This is a genomic window from Streptosporangium sp. NPDC006013, from assembly GCF_040614275.1.
GTDB lineage: Bacteria > Actinomycetota > Actinomycetes > Streptosporangiales > Streptosporangiaceae > Streptosporangium.
Genome location: NZ_JBEXUE010000159.1, coordinates 1 through 19,529 on the forward strand (window position 1 = coordinate 1; position 19,529 = coordinate 19,529).

Consider the following 19,529-nt stretch of genomic DNA (forward strand, 5'->3'; position numbering starts at 1 on the left):
GGGCTGGCCGGCACCGGATATCTGGCCTTCGCGCGGCGGTTGTGGGTGGAAGACCAGCCGGCCGAGACCTTGATCCCGGCGCTGTGCGGGGAGTTCGTGGCGCTCGCCCGAAAGCATCCGCTGCTGATCGCCCTGGACGACGCCCAGTGGGCGGACGAGGAATCGAAGGCATGGCTGGCGGCCATGACACACCGGCTGCGAGGCGTTCCGATACTCCTGGTTCAGGCCAGGGCCCTCGGCGAGGGCGAAGGCGGCGCCACCGGATCGGCCACCGAGCCCGGACCGGTGCCCCACAGCGTGATCCATGTGCCGCCGCTGAGGGAGCGCGGGGTCCGGCAGGTGATCCTCTCCCGGTACGCCGGACCCGTCGACGGAGCGTTCGTGACCGCCGCCACCGAGGCCACAGGGGGCAGCCCGGCGGCCCTGCTCGCCGTACTCGACCATTTCGCGCACGCCTCCCTGTCGCCTGTCGCGCGGTACGTCCCGGTCTTGCTGGAGCGGGCCGCCGAGGTGAGCGGCGACCGGGTGGCCGGGTCCCTGTCCCGCCTGCCCGCGGATGCCCTCGCGCTGCTCCGGGTGATGGCGGTTTGCGAGAACGGCCTCGGTTTCGACCTGCTCACGTCCCTGGCGTCGCCGAAGACGATGTTTCCCGAGCAGGCGCTGTCCGTCCTCGTACGACTGGGGCTGGTGACCGGCGGGGAGGATCCACGGCCGGTCAGCCCCCTCGTCGCCGACATGGCGCTGGCCGGGATGGACGTCGGGGAGCGGCAGGCGCTGGCGACGCGCTCCGTCGAGCTCGGGTACCGGGCGGTGATTCCGGAGGACCGGCTGGCCCGGTTGCTGCTCAATGCCCGGCCGGTCGGCGCCGAGTGGGTGGTGAACCTGCTGCGCCAAGTGGCCAGGCGGCGTCGTCTCGATGGTGATCACGAGGGTGCCGCCGCCCTGCTCGGCCGCGCACTGCGGGAGCCGGCGGGAGACGAGCAGCGGCAGCGGCTGCTCATCGAGCTGGCGATGACGGAGGTGGGCCACAGCCCGGCGACGAGCGACCGGCGATTCCAGCAGGTGCTGTTGAACAGCGGGCCCGAGGTGCCGGTCGCGGCGCTCGTACGGGCGGCCGATCTGCTCAACTCCAGGGGTGACGCGTCCGCCACGTATCGCGCCGTCGCGACGGCTTACGCGCGGCGAGAGGAGAGTGGAGCGGACCTCGGGTCGCTGGCGGCCATCGGCTGGCTGGCGGAGAACGACTGCACGACCGACCCGGTGCTGCCCGTGCCATCGTTCCCGGACCCGCCTGACCGGTCGGGAGATCCTGTGCAGGCGGGCATCGCGGCCTGGATGCTGGCCGCCCGCGGCGAGCGCATGTCCCGGGCGCGGGAACTGGCCAGGACGGCCTTCCAGGTCAAGGGCGAGGAGCAGCCGTTCGGTCCGAGGATTTACGCCGCCAGGGCGCTGTTCTTCGCCGACGAGGTGGCCGAGGCGGTGATCGGGCTGGACGAGGTCCTGGCCGACGCCCGACGCTGTGGCGCACGGGCGCCTGCCGCGCTGGCGCTGATCCAGCGCGGCCGATGCGAAATGCGGCGGGGCAACCTCGGACAGGCGGCGTGTGACTTCGAGGCGGCACGGGCGGAGCTGCCGCTCACCTCGTGGCACCCGCGAGCGGTTCCCTACTTCGTCGCGATAGAGGCGTGCCTGTACCTCGCCGGCCAGTCCGTGGAAAAAGCGGAGCAGGTGCTGGCTCAGGAACTGCCCTCAGGGGCGGACCAGGGCGCGGCCTGGGCGATGCTGCTGTACGCGCGTGCCAAGGTGCGCATGGAGCTGGCCGATCCGGAGACCGCGCTGCGCGACATCAACGAGTGCGGACGTCTCCTGCTGGCCAGGGGGTGGACGAATCCTGCGGTGCTGTCCTGGCGATCGGTGGCCGTCGCGGCGCACAGCGCGTGTGGGAACACCGAGGCCGCCAGGCGACTGGCGATGGAGGCGGTGGAGCGAGCGCGGGACTGGGGCGCCCCCAGCACGCTGGGGTTGGCGCATCTGTGCGCGTCGCGAGTGCTGAGCGGTGCCGAGGCCATGAGCGAACTCGAACGCGCCGTTCGGGTCCTGCGGGACTCGGTGTCGCGCGGCTCCTACGCGAGGGCGTCGGCCGAGCTGATCATGGCGTCGGGGGAGCGTCCCGGGGCGCTGAGCCTGCTGGAGGAGACCACGAGGAAGATCCCCGCACCTCCCGGTGGACTCACCGAGAAGGCCGCCGAGGAAAGAGCACCGACGCCGAACGAAACGAGGCATCTGCTGACCGCCCAGGAGGAACGAATCGCCGGGCTGGCTGCCGCGGGCCGCTCGAACGCCTACATCGCGAGCACCCTGTCGGTGAGCGTCCGAACCGTGGAGCTGCGGCTGACCGGGATCTACCGCAAGCTCGCCGTCACCAGCCGTAACGAGCTCGCCTCGCTCCTGGCCCCGATCCCGGCACCGCGGAAAGTGGGTGACTGATTCCATGCTGCTGGAACGCGGAAAGGAGTTGGCCCGGGCGGAGCAGGCGGTCCGCGCGGCCGAGGCGGGCGACGGATCCATGATGGCGGTCATAGGCTCGCCCGGTGTCGGCAAGTCGGCCCTGCTGCGCTCCCTCGCCGACGCGGCCGCCCCGCACGCGCGGGTCCTGCGCGCCAGCGGCACGCTACTCGAACAGGACTTCACGTTCGGCATCGCCCAGCAGTTGTTGGAGCCGCTCGTGGCCGAAGTGCCGGAGGCCCGATGGGCGGCCTGCTTCCGGGGTGCGGCGAGTGTGGTGCGGGGGATGTTCCTCGGCGGGTCGTGGTCCATCGGTCCGCAGCGGTCGCTCGGACAAGAGGCGATCCTGCAGGGGCTGAACTCGCTGATCGTCAATCTGAGCAGGGACAAAGCCCTGCTGATCATGGTCGACGACCTCCAGTGGGTGGACGCGCCGTCCCTGCGCTGGCTGGCGTACCTCGCCAAGCGTCTGGACGGCGCGCGAGTTCTGGTCGCGGGAGCCTTCTCAGAGGAATGCGAGGCCTCCGACCACACGCTGCTCAGGGAGATCGCCGCCTCGGCGGCTCGCACGTTGTATCCGATGCCGCTGTCAACGGAGGGCGTGCGCCAGTTGATCAGCGAGCAGTTCGGCGAGGCATGCGATCCCGACTTCGCCCGGGCCTGCCACGAGGTGTCCGGTGGGAACCCCGCTTCACTGGTCGCGGCGCTTCGCGGATTGCGCACGGCCGGCTTCCGGCCGATATCGCCGCAGGCCGGTGAGGTTCGCGCCGCGAGCCAGCCGTTCCTGCGCGACCGGCGGATGTTCTGCCTCGGGATCCAGCCCGCGATCGTCCAGGATCTCGCGCGGGCGATGGTCGTGCTCGGAGACCTGGCGGAGCCAGAGCTCATCAGCGAGCTCGCCGGCCTGGACAGCATCGACTACAAGTCCGCGGTACAGACCCTGGACCGCCTCGGCCTGCTCGCCGGCGGAGAGTCCCCGCAATTCGTCCACCAGAGCGTGCGGTACGGCATCGAATCGGCGATGAGCGTCAACACGCGAGCGCTGATGCACCGCCGGGCGGCGGCGCTGCTGCACAATGCCGGGCACCCCGCCGAACACGTCGCCGACCAGCTCCTGCTGGTCACCTCCGGGTACGAGCCGTGGGAGATCGACACCCTGCGCGCGGCCGCCGGTGCCGCGCTCGAACGCGGTTCCGCGAGGGAGGCGGTCCGCTACCTCCGGCACGCGCTGCTGCACTGCCCGCCCGACAGTGAGGCTCGGGGCCGGCGCCTGGTCGACCTGGCCGCCGCCGAGCGGGGGGTCGACCTCGCGTCCTCGGTCACTCACATCGCGCAGGCCGTGCCGATGCTCACCTCGGCGGAGGAACGCGCGGCGGCGGCACTGTGGATCCCGCCCGCGCTCGGCGCGGTCAACCCGTCGTTGGGCGCGCTCGTCCAGGACGTGGCGTGCCGGCTCCACGAGCTTGGACCGGCACACGCCCGGGGGGATCTCGGCCTGCGGCTGGAAGCCCGTACCCGCTATCTTCGCATTCAGGACGCCGCGCATCTCGGTACGGCGGCCGACCGGTTACGGGGGTTCGGCGCGGATGCGCCGATCTCCACCGGCGCCGGGCGCGAGCTGCTGGCCGTGCTCGGGTACGCGGCGGCCGTGACCGGCGGCGTCACGGCCGGTGAGATCTCCTCGCTGGCCACCCGGATCCTGGAGCGAGAGCCGCCGCGCGCCGGGCACGCCTACACTGCCCTCCCGCTACTGGTTCCGGCCCTCGTCCTCGCCGACGCGGCGGCACCGGTGGCCCAGTGGCTGGACGCGGTGCGTGACCAGGCCCAGCGCCAGGCACTCGATGGAGTCACCGCGCTGGTCAACGCGGAGCGGAGCGCGATCCTTCGCGCGTCCGGGCAGCTGGCCCAGGCGAAGAGCACCGCGCTGAGCGTGGTCGACAACGCCGACCCGGCCTGGCCGGAGGCGACGACGCTGTCCATCTGGACGCTCGCCATGGTCGCGCTCGAGACGCGGGACGTCGAGCTGGGCGAGCGAGTGATTCGTACGAGTCCGGAGAGCGGCGACCTCCGCGTGGTCGTGGCGCATCGCATGGTGCGCGGGATGCTGGACGCGGTGCGCGGCGATCTGCCTGCCGCGCTGGACAGGTTCCTCGACAGTGGCAAGCAGTTGTCGCGCTGCGGATGGACGAACACGGCGCTGTACCCCTGGCGTGTGTGGGCCGCGGCGATGAACCACCGGCTCGGTCGCACGCAGGTGGCGGCCGAGCTGGTCGACGAGGAGCACGCCTTCGCGCGGGCATGGGGCGCACCCGCGGCGTACGGTCGCGCGCTGCGGCTGCGTGGCACGATCACCCCGGGTGGGGAGGGCATCGATCTCCTCCGGCAGGCCGTTGACACGCTTCGTTGTTCGGAGGATCGGATCGAGCTGTCCCGGACGCTCACGATTCTCGGCAGAAGGCTTGCCGAAACAGGTTCCGACGACGCGGAGTACTTCATCTCCGAGGGCAGGCGGGCCGCCCGGGAACGCGGCGTCTCATGGGCCGAGGGCGACGAGGACTCGGAATTGAACGGCCCGGTGCTGCGGCTGGTCGCGCCGGAACGCGGTGAACTGACCAAGGCCGAGGAGACGGTCGTCGCCTTCGTGTTGCAGGGCTGGACGAACCAGCAGATCGCCGATTCTCTTGGCATAACCCGCCGCGCCGTCGAAAAAAGTCTGACGAGTACCTATCGCAGGCTCGGGGTGAGCGGCAGGGCGGCGCTCGTCGAAGAGTTGAGCGCGCGGAACGCGGGCGAATAGGCCGCACAAAGGCCATGCGACTATATTTTATCTGACGGCGCGGCCATAAGGGAACCGTCCGGTGACGACGGGCGTCGCCGTTCGCCGGCCCGGCGCGATCTGGATCGCGATTCATCATTTTTTGGATGACCCGCCGCGCTGCCGTCTGTCAACGTGGAACCGTGCATCTCGATTCATGGAACGTTCCTGGAATGGGACCCGAACCGCCTTGTGAAGCACGGGAGTTCGGTACCGAACGCGACCGAGGGGCCGCACCGCAAGCTCCGAACCAACCGCCCTGCGTACCACAGTCTTTCACAGACTGTAGTGGGCTTGTGTTGACTCGCTTTCCGTTTGGTTAATATCATACTAATAAGTGGATTCAGCCGTTACTCCGAAGTTACCGGGGCATCGCCTGGTCTACCGGAGGAGAGGGATGGTCATCAGATGAGCATTGATGCCGGAGCCGCCCTGGTCGATGAGGAAGAAGAGTTTTTCCTGGTCGGTCAACCCACTGACAGCATAGATCAATACCGTTCGTTTTTCGACCAGTCAGGTATTTGCGTGGCGAATCTCGACCACGCGACCAGGGTAATCGAGGCGAATCTCGAATTTACTCGGCAGTTCGGACGTTCCCTGGCGGACATTCGTGGGCGGGCGTTCTGCGAACTGCTGCACCCGAGCGTCCGCGACAAGATGGGACAGCAGTTCGCCCGTCTGACGGATCACCAGCGCGCCCGCTTCGAAGAGCGCATGATCGCCGTACGGCCGGACCACACCGTGCTCGGCGGTGAGCTGACCGGGATCGCGCTGCACGACGAGGCCGGCTACGTCGAGAGCATCATGGTGCTGGTGCGATCCGATCGGGAGCAGCGTGACGACCTGCTGACCGGGCGAAAGAGGCTGCTGAGCAGCATGGAAGCGCGCGTCATCGAAGGGGTGGCGGCGGGAGTGTCGACCGTGCAGCTCGCGTCGATGCTGTACCTCAGCCGCGGCGGTGTGGAATACCACGTGACGACGCTGCTGCGAAAGCTGAAGGCCAGCAACCGCCCGGCCCTGGTCTCCAAGGCATACTCCATGGGCATCTTCCGGCTCGGCTCCTGGCCGCCCCGGGTCCTGCCCGAATTCGTGAAATAAGTCCATTTAATGGGCCGGCGGTCGCGCGGTGATCTGACTGACCGCGTAGTTGAGTGGCCGGAAACCAGTGGAAAGACCAGTGTTCGGAGCGACCGGCGGCGCCGGTGTGGAGGGCCATTGATCCGATGGCTTGACCCGATTGCTCCGTGATATTCATCTTATTCTGGTATAGCGATTCCGGCGCGGCCTCGACCGGATGGTCCCGGCCGGTTTCGACGGAAAGTCGCCGCCGATCCCGATCACGTTCTCCAAAGGACCGCCATCGTAAGGGAGGTGTCATCGTGACCAGTGCAAAAATTGTGCTCGCCGGTGGACCGGAGCGCTTGTTCACTCGCGATCACGTTCGACGGACGGACAATCCGAACGAGAAGGTGAAGATTCTTCTCGGCTCGGGGTATGAGCACTTCGTACACAACGGTGAGTTTCTGGTGATCGAGGGGGAGAATCTCCCGGTATTCCAGTGGTCCGAACGCACCAAAATAGCCGAGTAAATGTAGTCGGCCGGTTCCCGAAACGAGCGGGATCCTATGTGTCGTGTCGCCGGAGATTCGGCTTTCGGCTAAGCCGTGAGCGAATCCTGGGTGGTCGCGACGGGTGGTTCTCCTGGCAGGGCTCCTCAATTCGGGGAGCGTGGTTCTCGTGAGGTGTGGTCATGATAACGGGTAAGGTCATCAGCTTCGACGAATTCCGCGGTTTCGGTTTCATCGCCCCGGACCCGGGCGGCGAAGACGTTTTCATGCATGTCAACGACCTTGATGGCGACAAGCGTCTCATCTCGGTCGACACGCGGGTCGAATTCCTGGTCGAGAACGGTGGCAAGGGTCTGAAGGCGTCCCGGGTCCGCGTGCTCGACCGGCCCGGCGGGCCGAATTTCCCGCTGTCCTCCATACCGAGGCCCACGCCGGCACCCGCGCCGATCGCGACGGCGTCACGGGAACCGGCCACCTCCACACCCGATCGTCAGGGCAACGACGCCGGCTTTTGCGACGTGCTGTCCGTCAAGGACTTGACGCGGGAGATCACAGAAGCCGTGCTCGCGGCCGTGCCGACGATGACGGCGGAGCAGATCCTGAGCGTCCGCAAATGCCTCGTCGAACTCGCTCAGACGCACGGCTGGGTCGATGAGTAGCGTTCGCGGGCTGTCGGCCCTGGGCCGACTCGATTCCCGCCGTGGGCGCACCGTCAGCGCCTTCGCGGTCGCGATGGTGTCCGATCGGATTACTCGTCCGCGGTGCTGAAAGGAAAGTGCATGTCCAGGCGCGCGCTGATCACCGGTATCACCGGCCAAGACGGTTCCTATCTGGCTGAGCATCTGCTGTCCCTGGGATACCAGGTCTGGGGACTGATCAGAGGGCAGGCCAATCCCCGAAAGTCCCGCATCAGTCGCCTTGTCAGCGACCTGTCGTTCGTCAACGGTGACCTGCTGGACCAGGGGAGCCTGGTCACGGCGGTGGACAAGGTGCAGCCCGACGAGGTGTACAACCTCGCCGCCATCTCCTTCGTCCCGATGTCCTGGCAGCAGGCCGAGCTGACCGCCGAGGTCAACGGGATGGGCGTGCTCCGGACGCTGGAGGCGATCCGCCTGGTGTGCGGGCTGGACAAGTCCCGCACCGACAGCAGTGGTCAGATCCGCTTCTACCAGGCATCGTCCTCGGAGATGTTCGGCAAGGTCGTGGAAAGTCCGCAACACGAGACGACGATCTTTCACCCGCGCAGCCCCTATGGGGTGGCGAAGACATATGGCCATTTCATCACCCGGAACTATCGTGAGTCGTTCAACATGTACGGCGTCTCCGGCATTCTGTTCAACCACGAGTCGCCGCGCCGGGGCGCGGAATTCGTGACGCGAAAGATCTCCCTCGGTGTCGCCCAGATCAAACTCGGCCTGCAGGACAAGTTGTACCTCGGTAATCTCGACGCGGTCCGCGACTGGGGGTTCGCCGGCGATTATGTCCGCGCGATGCATCTCATGCTGCAGCGGGACGAGCCCACCGACTACGTCGTGGGCACCGGCTGCATGCACTCGGTGCATGACGCCGTACGGATGGCCTTCGAGTACGTCGGACTGAATTGGCGGGACCACGTCGTCATCGATCCGGGGCTTGTGCGTCCCGCAGAGGTGGAGACCCTCTGCGCCGATCCAAGTCGCGCCAGAGCCGAACTCGGCTGGGAGCCGACCGTCGGCTTCGAGCAACTCATGCACATGATGGTGGAATCCGATCTCCAGAACGCCTCGCGCGAGCGGGAGTTCGGAGACCTCATCCTCGCATCGAGCTGGTGAGCTCACCGGAGCTCTCATGCGTCCTGTCCTTACGACCGTCCCTGTGCCAGGGCATCAGGAGAAGCGATCCGTGAAGCACAGGGACGGGCAAACTCCAACCGTTATGTGAGGCTCAGGGATGAGTGAAGTGGAAGGTGCTCGTCTGGGAGTCGTGGGTGCCGGGGTGATGGGCACGGGTATCGCCGTCGTGGCGATCGGCCACGGTATCCCGGTCGTGCTCGTCGACGTGTCGGAGGACAAGCTCGCCGACGCCCGGCGCCGCATCGACCTCCAGCTCCGGCACGCACGGCTCATGGGCGCGGTGCCGGCAGAGCGCCCGGCGGCCGGTCTGACGACGACCATGGAGCTTGAGGCCGTCGCCGACGCCACCGCGGTCATCGAGGCGGTCACCGAGGGCACCGAGATCAAGGCGAAAGTGCTGGGCGAGGTGTCGAGGCTGGTCAAGACCGGCACACCGTTGGTCTCCAACACCTCGGGCATCCCGATAGGGGAGCTGGGGAGATTCACCGACCGCTCGCATGAGCTGGTCGGCATCCATTTCATGAACCCGGCCTACCTGATCACGATGGTGGAGGTGATCAGGGGCGACCGGACGAGCGATGAGACCATGACCGCGGTCACCGAGCTGCTGGCGCGGATGGGGCGCCGCGGGATCGTCGTTCGGGACGCCCCGGGGTTCGTCACGAGCAGGCTTCTTCACCCCATGATCAACGAGGCGGCGCGGATCGTCGCGGCCGGCGTGGCCACCGCCGAGTCGGTCGACGACCTGATGCGAGGCTGCCTCGGGCATCCCACCGGACCCCTGCGCACGGCCGACCTGATCGGATTGGACAACCTGGCCGACGCGCTGCGAATGCTGTGGGAGCGTACCGGCGACGCGAGTTTCCAACCCTGTGAGCTGCTGCTGGAGAAGGTGGCCGCAGGACACCTCGGACGCAAGTCAGGTAAAGGCTTCTACGACTACGAGAAGGTGCTCTCGTGAACACGAGATCAGAAGAGACGGTTCAGTCGACCCCCGACACCGTCCAGCAGCGGATCCACGAGTTCCTCGAAGAGCGGATCAAGACGGACGTCGCCGTCGACAAGGATCTGTTCGCCTCCGGGCTCGTCAACTCGATGTTCGCCATGGAACTGGTCGTCTACCTGGAGCAGGCGTACGGCATCGCCATCATCGGGGAGGACCTGAAACTCGACAACTTCCGCACTGTCGAGCGGATGACGTCCCTCGTCCTGCGGCTGCTTGACACACCGGTGGCGGACCATGCCTGAATGGCGCGCCGACGCGTGCGAAGAGGTCACGAACCTGGTCGGGGACCAGGCCGCGGCATGGGACCTTGCCGGTGTCCTCCCCGTGGAGATGCTCCGGACCCTTGGCAAGCAGAGCCTGCTGTGCGCCGAGGTGCCGGTCGAATACGGCGGCATCGGCGCGGGCAGCTCGGACAACGGCGCTTTCACCGCACACGTGGGCAGCCTGTGCAGTTCCCTGCGCAGCGTGATGACGTCACAGGGAATGGCGGCGTGGACGATCCAACGGCTTGGTGACGCCCGCCAGCGGCAGGAGTACCTCCCCAGGCTGACCGGCGGCGAGCTGGCCGCCGTCGCCTTCAGTGAACGTGACGCCGGCAGCGATGTGACGGCGATGGCCACCACAATACGTGCCGACGGCGACACGGTGGTGGTCGACGGGCAGAAGGCGTGGACCACCGTGGCCCGCTACGCCGATTCGATCGTCGTCTTCGGACGGTACGGGGACGGCGGCGCCGCCGTCGTCGTGCCCGCCGACGCTCCGGGAGTCACCATACGGCCGGTGCCCAACCCGAGTGGCTGCCGGGCCGCCGGGCACGCCGACGTCAGCCTCGACGCCGTCCGGCTGCCCGCGAGCGCCGTGCTCGGCGGCGGCGGACAGCAACTCCAACTACTGGTCACCACGGCTCTGGCCTACGGCCGGATATCGGTGGCCTGGGGCTGCGTCGGGATTCTGCGGGCCTGCCTTTCCGCGGCAGGCTCGCACGCGAGGACCCGTCGGCAGTTCGGCCGGCCGCTGGCGGAGCACCAACTCGTGGCCCGGTACCTCGCCGAGCTCATGGCGGCCGAGCAGGCGGCGACACGGGTCTGCGAGCACGCGAGCCGTTGCTGGGACGCGGGGTCGCCGGAGATGGTGATCGCCACGGTCCTGGCCAAGTACGTCGGCTCGACCGAGGCCGCACGCGGTGCGGCGGCGGCCGTACAGGTGCTGGCGTCGGCGGGGGCGCAGGACGGCCACGTGGTGGCGCGGGCCTACCGGGATGCGAAGCTCATGGAACTCATCGAGGGCAGCACTGAGATCTGCCAGCTCATTCTCGCCCAGCACGCCGTCGCGCAGTCGCGCTGACCGAGACGAGGAGAACAGGTGCTCGACAAGACCGCGATGGTGAAATGTCTGGTGTGGGATCTGGACAACACGCTATGGCAGGGGACCCTGCTGGAGGATGACGAGGTCCGCCTGCCGGAGTCCGTACGTGAACTCATCCAGGTGCTCGACTCCCGGGGTATCCTGCAGGCTGTCGCGAGCAAGAACGATCATGACCATGCCTGGGCGAAGCTTGAGAAGCTGGGCATCGCGGAGTACTTCGTGCTGCCGCACATCAGCTGGTCGCCCAAGTCCGGCTCGATCCGGCGCATCGCGGAGGAGCTGCGGTTCGCCCACGGCGCGATGGCGTTCGTGGACGACCAGGCCGCGGAGCGGGCCGAGGTGGCATTCCATCTTCCCGACGTACGGTGCTACTCCGCCGATCAGGTCGCCGAGCTGGCCGGGCTGCCGGAGTTCAGCCCGGAGACGGTGACCGAGGACGCCCGGCGTCGGCGGGAGATGTATCAGGCCGGTTTCCGGCGGCAGGCCGCGAAGTCCGGCTTCACCGGTCCGGATGAGAGGTTCATCCGCTCACTCGACCTGGTGATGCGCATCGAGCACGCGACCGTGGAGCACCTCGCCCGCGTCGAGGAGCTGACCCTGCGCACCAGCCAGATGAACGCCACCGGCGTGCATTACTCACAGGAGACGCTGGTCCGGCTGCTCGACGACCCCCGGCACCGCGTCCTGGTCACCTCGTTGAGCGACCGTTTCGGGCCGCACGGCGCGGTCGGAGTCGTTCTGCTGGAGCTGGGCACGCATGCGTGGCACCTGAAGCTGCTCGCCACGTCGTGCCGGGTCGTGTCCTTCGGGGTGGGCGCGGTGATCCTGCGCTGGCTGGTCGACCAGGCCGCGCTCGCCGGCGCGCACCTGGTGGCCGACTTCCGCCGGACCGACCGCAACCGGATGATGGAGATCGCCTACCGGTTCAGCGGGTTCACCGGCGAGACCTGCCCGTGCCTCGGGAGGCTGCCCGCCCCCGGCGTCAGCGGCCTGCAACGGCTCCACCTCGTCCCGACGCCGCAGGACCCGCCCACCACGATGGACCTCATCGCGCCGGATCTCGGGTCTTCGCCCGAGATCCGGCTTTCCGATGTCCTCAGCCCTTCGCCCGTCGCCTAACAGGGCGGTTCCGCAGGGCCCTTCTTGCGTACCAGCGTGATGCCGTCCGCCATCGGCAGCAGTGAGATGTCCACCCGACGATCCTCCAGGAGGAGGGCGTTGAACCTGCGGATGGCGTCGGTGTCCGCGTCCTGTGCCGCCGGGTCGGCGACCTTGCCGAAGAACAGGGTGTTGTCCACCGCGATGAGCCCGTTGTCCTTGAGCAGCGCGAGGCCGGCCTCGTAGTACTTCGGATAGTTTGGTTTGTCGGCGTCGATGAACACGAAGTCGACCGACCCCGGCCCCTCGTCGAGCAGCAGCGCGGCAAGGGTGTCCGACGCGTCGCCGATCCGCAGGTCGATCCGGTCGAGCACGCCGGCCCGGCGCCAGTAGGGCATTCCGAAGCGGGGCCACCGCTCGGTGATGTCGCAGGTGATGACGCGGCCTCCGGGAGCGACCGCGCGGGCCAGGCAGAGCGTGCTGTAGCCGGTGAAGGTACCGACCTCCAGCACGGTCCGCGCGCAGGTGAGGCGGGCCAGCAGTGCCAGCAGTTGCCCCTCCTCGGCCGTGACCTGCATCGCCCTGCCCGCGGGCAGGCCCGCGGTCTCCTCCCGCAGGGAACGCAGGATCTCGTCCTCCCGCGACGACATCTCGTGAACGTAGTCTGACAACTCTGATGTGATGTGAAGCTGACCGGCCATTGCGCGAGGGTAAGGTCCCGCGCGCTGGTCATTTCCCCAGAGTCACGGGCCGTGCGGTCTCCGCGCACGGCGGGACGCGCCGTAGAGCCGTCACCAAGAAAACGACCGGCCGGGACGGTGGCGCCGCGGCCGCAGTTACTAATGATTTTCAGGGAGCGCCGGGCCAAGACTGGGCCGATGTGGATGGAGCTTGTGAACTCGATGCGGCGGTGTGAGTCCGGACGGCGCGGCGTGCGGTGCCTGCGAAGGTGTCGAACCCCCTGACTCCTCGCCCCCTGCCCGTACCTTCCCGCGAGGCGCGGGTCCGTGCGCCTCGCCGGTGACCGCCTGCGAGGCGCACACGGTGGCGCTGTGATCGCCGAACTCGATTGCGAAGCATTCGAGGCCCGGCGAGTTGATGAGTTCGTGCCGGTCGTCGAAAAGGGTTGAGCTGATATGGACAACGAAGCGAAACTCCGGGAATACCTCAAGCGGGCGACCGCGGATCTGCGGCGCACCCGGCAACGCGTCCACGACCTTGAAGAACAGCACCTGGAACCGATCGCGATCGTCGGGATGACCTGCCGGTACCCGGGCGGCGTGTCCTCGCCGGAGGACCTGTGGCAGCTGCTCGCCGAGGGCGGTGATCCGGTATCCGAGCCGCCCGCCGATCGTGGCTGGGACCTTGACAGGCTTCGGGACGAGTACGGCGACGCCGTCCCGCCGTCGTTGTCCGGTGGGTTCCTGCGTGACGCGGCGGACTTCGACGCCGGTTTCTTCGGCATCTCCCCCCGGGAGGCGCTGGGCATGGATCCGCAGCAGAGGCTGCTGCTCGAAGCCACCTGGGAGGCCGTCGAGAGAGCGGGCATCGACCCGATCGCGCTGCGGGGCAGCCAGACGGGTGCCTTCATCGGCGCGATGTCCCCGGACTACCGCGACACCCTGCCGCACGACATCGACGCCTTCGGGCTCACCGGTACGGCGAACAGCGTGATGTCCGGCAGGCTGTCGTACACGCTCGGCCTGGTCGGCCCGGCGGTGACGGTGGACACGGCCTGCTCGTCATCGCTGGTCGCGCTGCACTGGGCCGCGCACTCGCTGCGGATGGGCGAGTGCACCCTGGCGCTCGCGGGCGGTGTGACGGTCATGTCGACGCCCAGCACCTTCATCGAGTTCAACCGCCAGGGCGGCCTGTCGCCCAGCGGGCGATGCAGGGCGTACGCCGACAGCGCCGACGGCACGGGCTGGTCCGAGGGCGTGGGCGTGCTGGTGCTGGAACTGCTGTCGGACGCCCGGCGCAACGGGCACGAGGTGCTCGCGGTCATCCGTGGTTCCGCGGTGAACCAGGACGGCGCCTCCAACGGCCTCACCGCGCCGAACGGCCCCTCACAGCAGCGGGTGATCCGTGAGGCCCTGGCGAACGCGCGGCTGTCGGCGGCGGACATCGACGTGGTGGAGGGACACGGGACCGGTACGACGCTGGGCGACCCGATCGAGACCGAGGCGTTGATCTCCACGTTCGGCGAGGACCGGGAACGGCCCCTGCTGCTGGGTTCTGTGAAGTCGAACATCGGTCACACGCAGGCGGCCGCCGGTGTGGCCGGTGTGATCAAGATGGTGCTCGCGATGCGGAACGGGGTGCTACCGAAGACGCTGCATGTGGACGCGCCCTCGTCGCGGGTGGACTGGTCCGCGGGCACGCTGGAACTGCTGACCGAGCAGCGCTCCTGGCCCGAGACCGGGCAGCCGCACCGGGCGGGAGTGTCGTCCTTCGGGGTGAGCGGCACCAACGCCCACGTGGTGCTGGAGGAGGCGCCGGAATTCGAGGCGGACGCGCCCACGGCCGACAGGACGCCCGCGGGTGTGGTGCCCGTGCTGCTGTCTGGCCGGACGGACGAGGCGCTGCGGGCCCAGGCCGCGCGCCTGCTCGCACATGTGGACGGCGTGCCCGAGACGTCGATGGACGACCTGGCGTTCTCGCTGGCCACGACGCGGTCGGCGTTCGAGTATCGAGCGGGGGTTCTCGCCGCCGATCACGCCGAACTGCGCGCGGGGTTGACGGCGCTCGCGGACGGCGGCGCCACCGGTGTGATCAAGGGCCATGGCAGGCAGGCCAAGCTGGCGGTGTTGTTCACCGGTCAGGGCAGCCAGCGGGCCGGGATGGGCCGGGAGCTGTACAAGCGGTTCCCGGTGTTCGCGGCGGCGTTGGACGAGGTGGTCGCGGAGCTCGACCCGCTGCTTGAGGGGGTGGAGCGGGGGTCGGCTGGAGGAGTGGGTGGCCGGTCGTTGCGCGAGGTGTTGTTCGCCGAGGCGGGGTCGGCCGAGGCGGAGGCACTCGACCAGACCGGGTGGGCGCAGCCGGCGCTGTTCGCGGTGGAGACGGCGTTGTTCCGGCTGGTGTCCTCGTGGGGGATCCGTCCGAACGTGCTGGCGGGGCACTCGGTCGGGGAGATCACGGCGGCTCATGTGGCGGGGGTGTTGTCGCTGGCCGACGCGTGTGCGTTGGTGGCGGCGCGGGCGCGGTTGATGCAGGCGCTTCCCGAGGGTGGGGCGATGGTGTCGGTGCGGACCTCCGAGGAGGAGGTCGTCGAGCTGCTGGCCGGGCGTGAGGGTGAGGTGTCGGTCGCGGCGGTGAACGGTCCGTCCTCGGTGGTGATCTCCGGGGTGGAGGCGGCGGTGCTGGAGGTGACCGCCGCTCTGGAGGAGCGGGGGATCAGGACGAAGCGGTTGCGGGTGTCGCACGCGTTCCACTCGCCGCTGATGGACCCGATGCTGGAGGACTTCCGGGCCGTGGCGGGGGCGCTGTCCTTCAACCCGCCGGAGATCCCGATCGTGTCGACGCTGACCGGCTGGGCGGCCACCGCCGAGCAGGTGTGCTCACCGGATTACTGGGTGGAGCAGGTGCGCGGCGCGGTGCGGTTCGCCGACGGCGTGCGGGCGTTGCAGGCTCAGGGGGTGCGGGCTTATCTGGAACTCGGCCCCGACGGGGTGCTCACCGCGATGGCGTCCGACACCCTCGCCGCGGTCCCGGACTCGCGTGACAGCGACTCGACGCCGGATCCGCACCCACGCGCCACGGACCCCGAAGGGGAGGCGGAGGCGGTGCTGGTGCCGGCACTGCGCGGGGGCCGCGACGAGCGGACGACGGTCATGTCGGCGCTGACGGCCCTGCACGTGCGTGGGGTGCCGATGGACTGGCAGGCGGTTCTCCCCGGTGCCCGCCGGGTGGAGTTGCCGACGTACGCCTTCCAGCGCGAGCGCTACTGGCCGAACCCGACCTGGGCTGGGGATGCCCGAGGGCTGGGCCTGACGGCTGCCCGGCATCCGCTGCTGGGTGCGGTCATGGGGTTGGCCGATACCGATGAGGCGTTGTTGACGGGTCGGGTCTCGTTGGGGTCGCATCCGTGGTTGGCCGATCATGTGGTGGGCGGGATGGTGATCTTCCCTGGTACGGGGTTCTTGGAGTTGGTGGTGCGGGCGGGTGATGAGGTCGGGTGTGATGTGGTCGAGGAGTTGACCTTGGTCGCGCCGTTGGTGCTGGGTGAGGATGACGCGGTGGCGGTGCAGGTGCGGGTGGGGGCGGCGGACGGGGTGGGGCGGCGTGAGGTGAGTGTTCACGCCCGGCCTGCGGGGGCCGGTGAGCACGATGCCTGGGTACGGCACGCCAGTGGTGTGCTGGCCGGTGGTGGGATCGGTGCGGGAAACAACGGTGTGGTGGCCGGTGGCCGGGTCGGGGAGGGGTTCGAGGTTTTCGAGGGTGGGGTGTGGCCGCCGAGGGGTGCGTCGGTGGTCGAGATGGATGGGTTGTACGAGCGGTTGGCTGGGAGTGGGTTGAGTTACGGGCCGGTGTTTCAGGGGGTGCGGGCGGCGTGGCGGGGGGCGGACGGTGCGATGTTCGCCGAGGTCGTGTTGCCTGAGCGGGTTGTGGATGGCGGGGTGTTCGGGGTGCATCCGGCGTTGCTGGACGCGGCGTTGCATGTGGTGGCCTTCGACGGGGCGGGAGGTTACGAGGGGGTGCGGTTGCCGTTCTCGTGGGGTGGGGTGTGTCTGCACGCGGGTGGGGCGTCGGTGTTGCGGGTGCGGTTGGCGTGGGTGGGTGAGGACGCGGTGTCGTTGAGTGCGGTGGACGTGGCCGGGGAGCCGGTGTTGTCGGTGCGCTCACTGGCGCTGCGCCCGATCCCGTCCGACCGGCTTGGCGCGGCTTTCCAGGGCGGGGGAGTCGAGCGGGAGGCGCTGTTCGGGGTGGAGTGGACGCCGTTGGCGGAGCCTTCCTCGGGTGAGGTGTCACCGGTGGCGGTGCTCGGCCCGGACGTGCTGGGTGTCGCCGAGGCCTGGCGGGCGGCCGGGCAGGCGGTTCTGGCTCATGAGGATCTGCCGTCGCTGCTGGCGGGGCCGGTGCCGGGTGTGGTGGTGGCCGAGGCGGTCTCGGATCCGGCGGGCGCGGTGGTGGGGTCGGTGCGTGCCCTGACCGTTCGTGTTCTGGGGTTGGTGCAGGGGTGGTTGGCCGATGAGCGGTGTGCCGGTTCGCGGTTGGTGGTGGTGACGCGGGGTGCGGTGGCGGCCGGTGACGGCGAGGTGGTCGCTGACCTGGGGGCTGCGGCGGTGTGGGGGTTGGTGCGCTCCGCGCAGTTGGAGAATCCTGGCCGGTTCGTGCTGGTGGATGTCGAGGAGGGGGTTTCCCCACCGTCGCTGCTCGGGGTGCTGGACTCGGGTGAGCCGCAGGTCGCGGTGCGCGGGGGTGAGGTGCGGGTGCCGCGCCTGGCGCGGGTGACGTCCGGCTCCGCTTCTGGTTCTGGTGTCGCCGGTGGCTCTGGCCTCGTTGAGGGGTCCGATTCCGAGCGTGATTCCGCTCTTGTCGGCGGTTCCGGCTCCGAGGATGGCTCTGATCCGGGCGAGGGCCGGGTCTGGGATCCCGAGGGGACGGTGTTGATCACTGGTGGTACGGGTGGTCTGGGTGGGTTGTTCGCGCGGCATGTGGTGGCCGAGCGTGGGGTGCGGCGTCTGGTGTTGACCAGTCGTCGGGGGTTGGATGCTCCGGGTGTGGTGGAGTTGCAGGCGGAGTTGATCGCGCATGGGGTCGAGGTCGAGATCGTCGCGTGTGATGTGTCCGATCGGGATCAGGTGGCGGCGCTGCTGGCTGGGATCGATGCCGCTCATCCGTTGACGGCGGTGGTTCACACCGCGGGTGTGCTGGATGACGGGACGATTCCGTCGCTGACGGCGGAGCGGTTGGACGCGGTGTTGCGGCCGAAGGTGGACGCGGCCTGGCATCTGCACGAGCTCACCCTTGATGAGGAGCTGGCCGATTTCATCGTGTTCTCGTCGGTGGCGGGGACGTTCGGGGCTTCGGGGCAGGGGAACTACGCGGCGGCGAACGCGTTCCTGGACGCGTTGGCTGAGTATCGGCGGGCGCTGGGGCTGGCGGGGGTGTCGTTGGCATGGGGTCCGTGGGGGCGGGACGCGGGGATGACGGGCGGGTTGGATGAGGTTCAGGCGCGCCGGTTGACGCGTGCCGGGGTGTCGGTGATCACGCCGGAGCAGGGTGTGGTGTTGTTCGAGGCGGCGATCGGTTCCGGTGAGCCCGCCGTGGTTCCGGTCCGGTTGGATCTGGCGGCGGTGCGGGCGGGTGGTGAGGTGCCGCATCTGCTGCGCGGGCTGGTGCGGGGGGTTCGCAGGTCGGCGGTGTCGTCGGTCGTGGCCGGTGACGGCGCGCTGGCGGGACGGCTGACCGGGTTGGAGCCCGCGGAGCGTGTCCGGCTCCTGGTGGACCTGGTGCGTACCGAGGTGGCGGTGGTGCTGGGGCACACCTCGCCGAAGGCGGTGGACGTCCGGCGGGAGTTTCGTGAGCTGGGCTTCGACAGCCTGACCGCGGTGGAGTTGCGTAACCGGTTGAACGCGGCGACCGGGCTGCGGCTTCCGGCCACGCTGGTCTTCGACCACCCCACGCCCACCGTACTGGCGGAGTTCCTGCTGGAGGAGGCACTGGGCGAGCGGGACGTGGCCGTTCCGGCCACGATCACGTCGGTCGCCGACGACCCGGTCGTGATCGTCGGGATGAGCTGCCGTTACCCGGGTGGCGTCGCCTCACCGGAGGACCTGTGGCGGCTGGTGGTCGAGGGCCGTGACGCGATCACGGGATTTCCGGTCAATCGTGGCTGGGACCTGGACGCGCTCTACCATCCGGACGCCGACCACGCGGGCAGCTCGTACACCAGACAGGGCGGTTTCCTGCACGACGCGGCGGAGTTCGACGCGGACTTCTTCGGGATGAGCCCGCGGGAGGCCCTGGCGACGGACACGCAGCAGCGACTTCTGCTGGAGACCTCGTGGGAGGCCGTCGAGCGGGCCGGAATCGACCCGGTCACGCTCCGGGGCAGCCGGACGGGCGTGTTCGCCGGGGTGATGTACACCGACTACAGCGGGATGCTGGGCGCGGGCGAGTTCGAGGGCTACCGGGGCACCGGGACCGCCGCGAGCGTCGTCTCCGGCCGGGTGTCCTACACCCTGGGCCTGGAGGGCCCGGCCGTGACGGTCGACACGGCCTGCTCGTCCTCGCTGGTCGCGGTGCATCTGGCGGCACAGGCACTGGTCTCGGGGGAATGCACGCTCGCGCTGGCCGGCGGTGTGACCGTGATGGCCACACCCGGACCGTTCGTGGAG

General features: G+C 69.0%; 12 protein-coding genes. 11 read left to right on the top strand and 1 reads right to left on the bottom strand.

What is annotated here, in order from left to right; all coding sequences use genetic code 11:
- The 10 genes from ABZ260_RS23675 to ABZ260_RS23720 all read left to right on the top strand — a co-directional run.
- On the top strand, positions 1-2,487 hold a 2,487-nt coding region (locus ABZ260_RS23675; RefSeq protein WP_355621409.1), incomplete at its 5' end, for a LuxR family transcriptional regulator.
- Positions 2,480-5,302 carry an AAA family ATPase gene (locus ABZ260_RS23680; RefSeq protein ID WP_355621412.1) on the top strand — a complete coding sequence of 941 codons (2,823 nt, stop codon included), beginning with the start codon at positions 2,480-2,482 and terminating at the stop codon, positions 5,300-5,302. The genes ABZ260_RS23675 and ABZ260_RS23680, both read left to right, overlap by 8 nt.
- A gap of 426 nt (positions 5,303-5,728) precedes the next feature.
- Positions 5,729-6,418: a LuxR C-terminal-related transcriptional regulator gene (locus ABZ260_RS23685; RefSeq protein WP_350929119.1), complete on the top strand. Its 690-nt coding sequence runs from the start codon at positions 5,729-5,731 to the stop codon at positions 6,416-6,418.
- 281 nt (positions 6,419-6,699) lie between these two features.
- Entirely contained in the window at positions 6,700-6,909 is a 210-nt protein-coding gene (locus ABZ260_RS23690) for a DUF5988 family protein (RefSeq protein WP_350929121.1), read from the top strand.
- 161 nt (positions 6,910-7,070) lie between these two features.
- Entirely contained in the window at positions 7,071-7,547 is a 477-nt protein-coding gene (locus tag ABZ260_RS23695; RefSeq protein ID WP_355621415.1) for a cold shock domain-containing protein, read from the top strand.
- 120 nt (positions 7,548-7,667) lie between these two features.
- On the top strand, positions 7,668-8,699 hold the full coding sequence (locus ABZ260_RS23700) for a GDP-mannose 4,6-dehydratase (protein ID WP_350929125.1): 1,032 nt from the start codon (positions 7,668-7,670) through the stop codon (positions 8,697-8,699).
- Positions 8,700-8,817: 118 nt separating this feature from the next.
- Positions 8,818-9,681 carry a 3-hydroxyacyl-CoA dehydrogenase family protein gene (locus tag ABZ260_RS23705; RefSeq protein ID WP_355621419.1) on the top strand — a complete coding sequence of 288 codons (864 nt, stop codon included), beginning with the start codon at positions 8,818-8,820 and terminating at the stop codon, positions 9,679-9,681.
- Entirely contained in the window at positions 9,678-9,968 is a 291-nt protein-coding gene (locus ABZ260_RS23710) for an acyl carrier protein (protein ID WP_355621422.1), read from the top strand. Before ABZ260_RS23705 ends, ABZ260_RS23710 begins: the two co-directional genes overlap by 4 nt.
- The gene (locus ABZ260_RS23715) at positions 9,961-11,070 is read left to right on the top strand and encodes an acyl-CoA dehydrogenase family protein (RefSeq protein WP_355621425.1); all 1,110 of its coding nucleotides are present in this window, start codon (positions 9,961-9,963) and stop codon (positions 11,068-11,070) included. Before ABZ260_RS23710 ends, ABZ260_RS23715 begins: the two co-directional genes overlap by 8 nt.
- Before the next feature lie 18 nt (positions 11,071-11,088).
- Positions 11,089-12,210 carry an HAD-IIIC family phosphatase gene (locus ABZ260_RS23720; protein ID WP_355621428.1) on the top strand — a complete coding sequence of 374 codons (1,122 nt, stop codon included), beginning with the start codon at positions 11,089-11,091 and terminating at the stop codon, positions 12,208-12,210.
- On the opposite strand, the gene ABZ260_RS23725 is transcribed toward ABZ260_RS23720, so the two are convergent.
- Complete coding sequence (locus ABZ260_RS23725) at positions 12,207-12,839, bottom strand: class I SAM-dependent methyltransferase (protein ID WP_355621431.1); 633 nt, start codon at positions 12,837-12,839, stop codon at positions 12,207-12,209. The two genes, ABZ260_RS23720 and ABZ260_RS23725, sit on opposite strands and share 4 nt — an antisense overlap.
- A gap of 486 nt (positions 12,840-13,325) precedes the next feature.
- On the opposite strand from ABZ260_RS23725, the gene ABZ260_RS23730 reads away from it, so the two are divergent.
- Positions 13,326-19,529: type I polyketide synthase (locus tag ABZ260_RS23730; protein ID WP_355621434.1), on the top strand; the 6,204-nt coding region annotated here is incomplete at its 3' end.

What these genes read in the sequence shown, in the direction of transcription:
- ABZ260_RS23715 (WP_355621425.1), top strand. Translation starts at nt 9,961, where the DNA reads ATGCCTGAATGGCGCGCCGACGCGTGCGAAGAGGTCACGAACCTGGTC.
- ABZ260_RS23685 (WP_350929119.1), top strand. Translation starts at nt 5,729, where the DNA reads ATGAGCATTGATGCCGGAGCCGCCCTGGTCGATGAGGAAGAAGAGTTT.
- ABZ260_RS23705 (WP_355621419.1), top strand. Translation starts at nt 8,818, where the DNA reads ATGAGTGAAGTGGAAGGTGCTCGTCTGGGAGTCGTGGGTGCCGGGGTG.
- ABZ260_RS23695 (WP_355621415.1), top strand. Translation starts at nt 7,071, where the DNA reads ATGATAACGGGTAAGGTCATCAGCTTCGACGAATTCCGCGGTTTCGGT.
- ABZ260_RS23700 (WP_350929125.1), top strand. Translation starts at nt 7,668, where the DNA reads ATGTCCAGGCGCGCGCTGATCACCGGTATCACCGGCCAAGACGGTTCC.
- ABZ260_RS23725 (WP_355621431.1), bottom strand. Translation starts at nt 12,839, where the DNA reads ATGTCGTCGCGGGAGGACGAGATCCTGCGTTCCCTGCGGGAGGAGACC.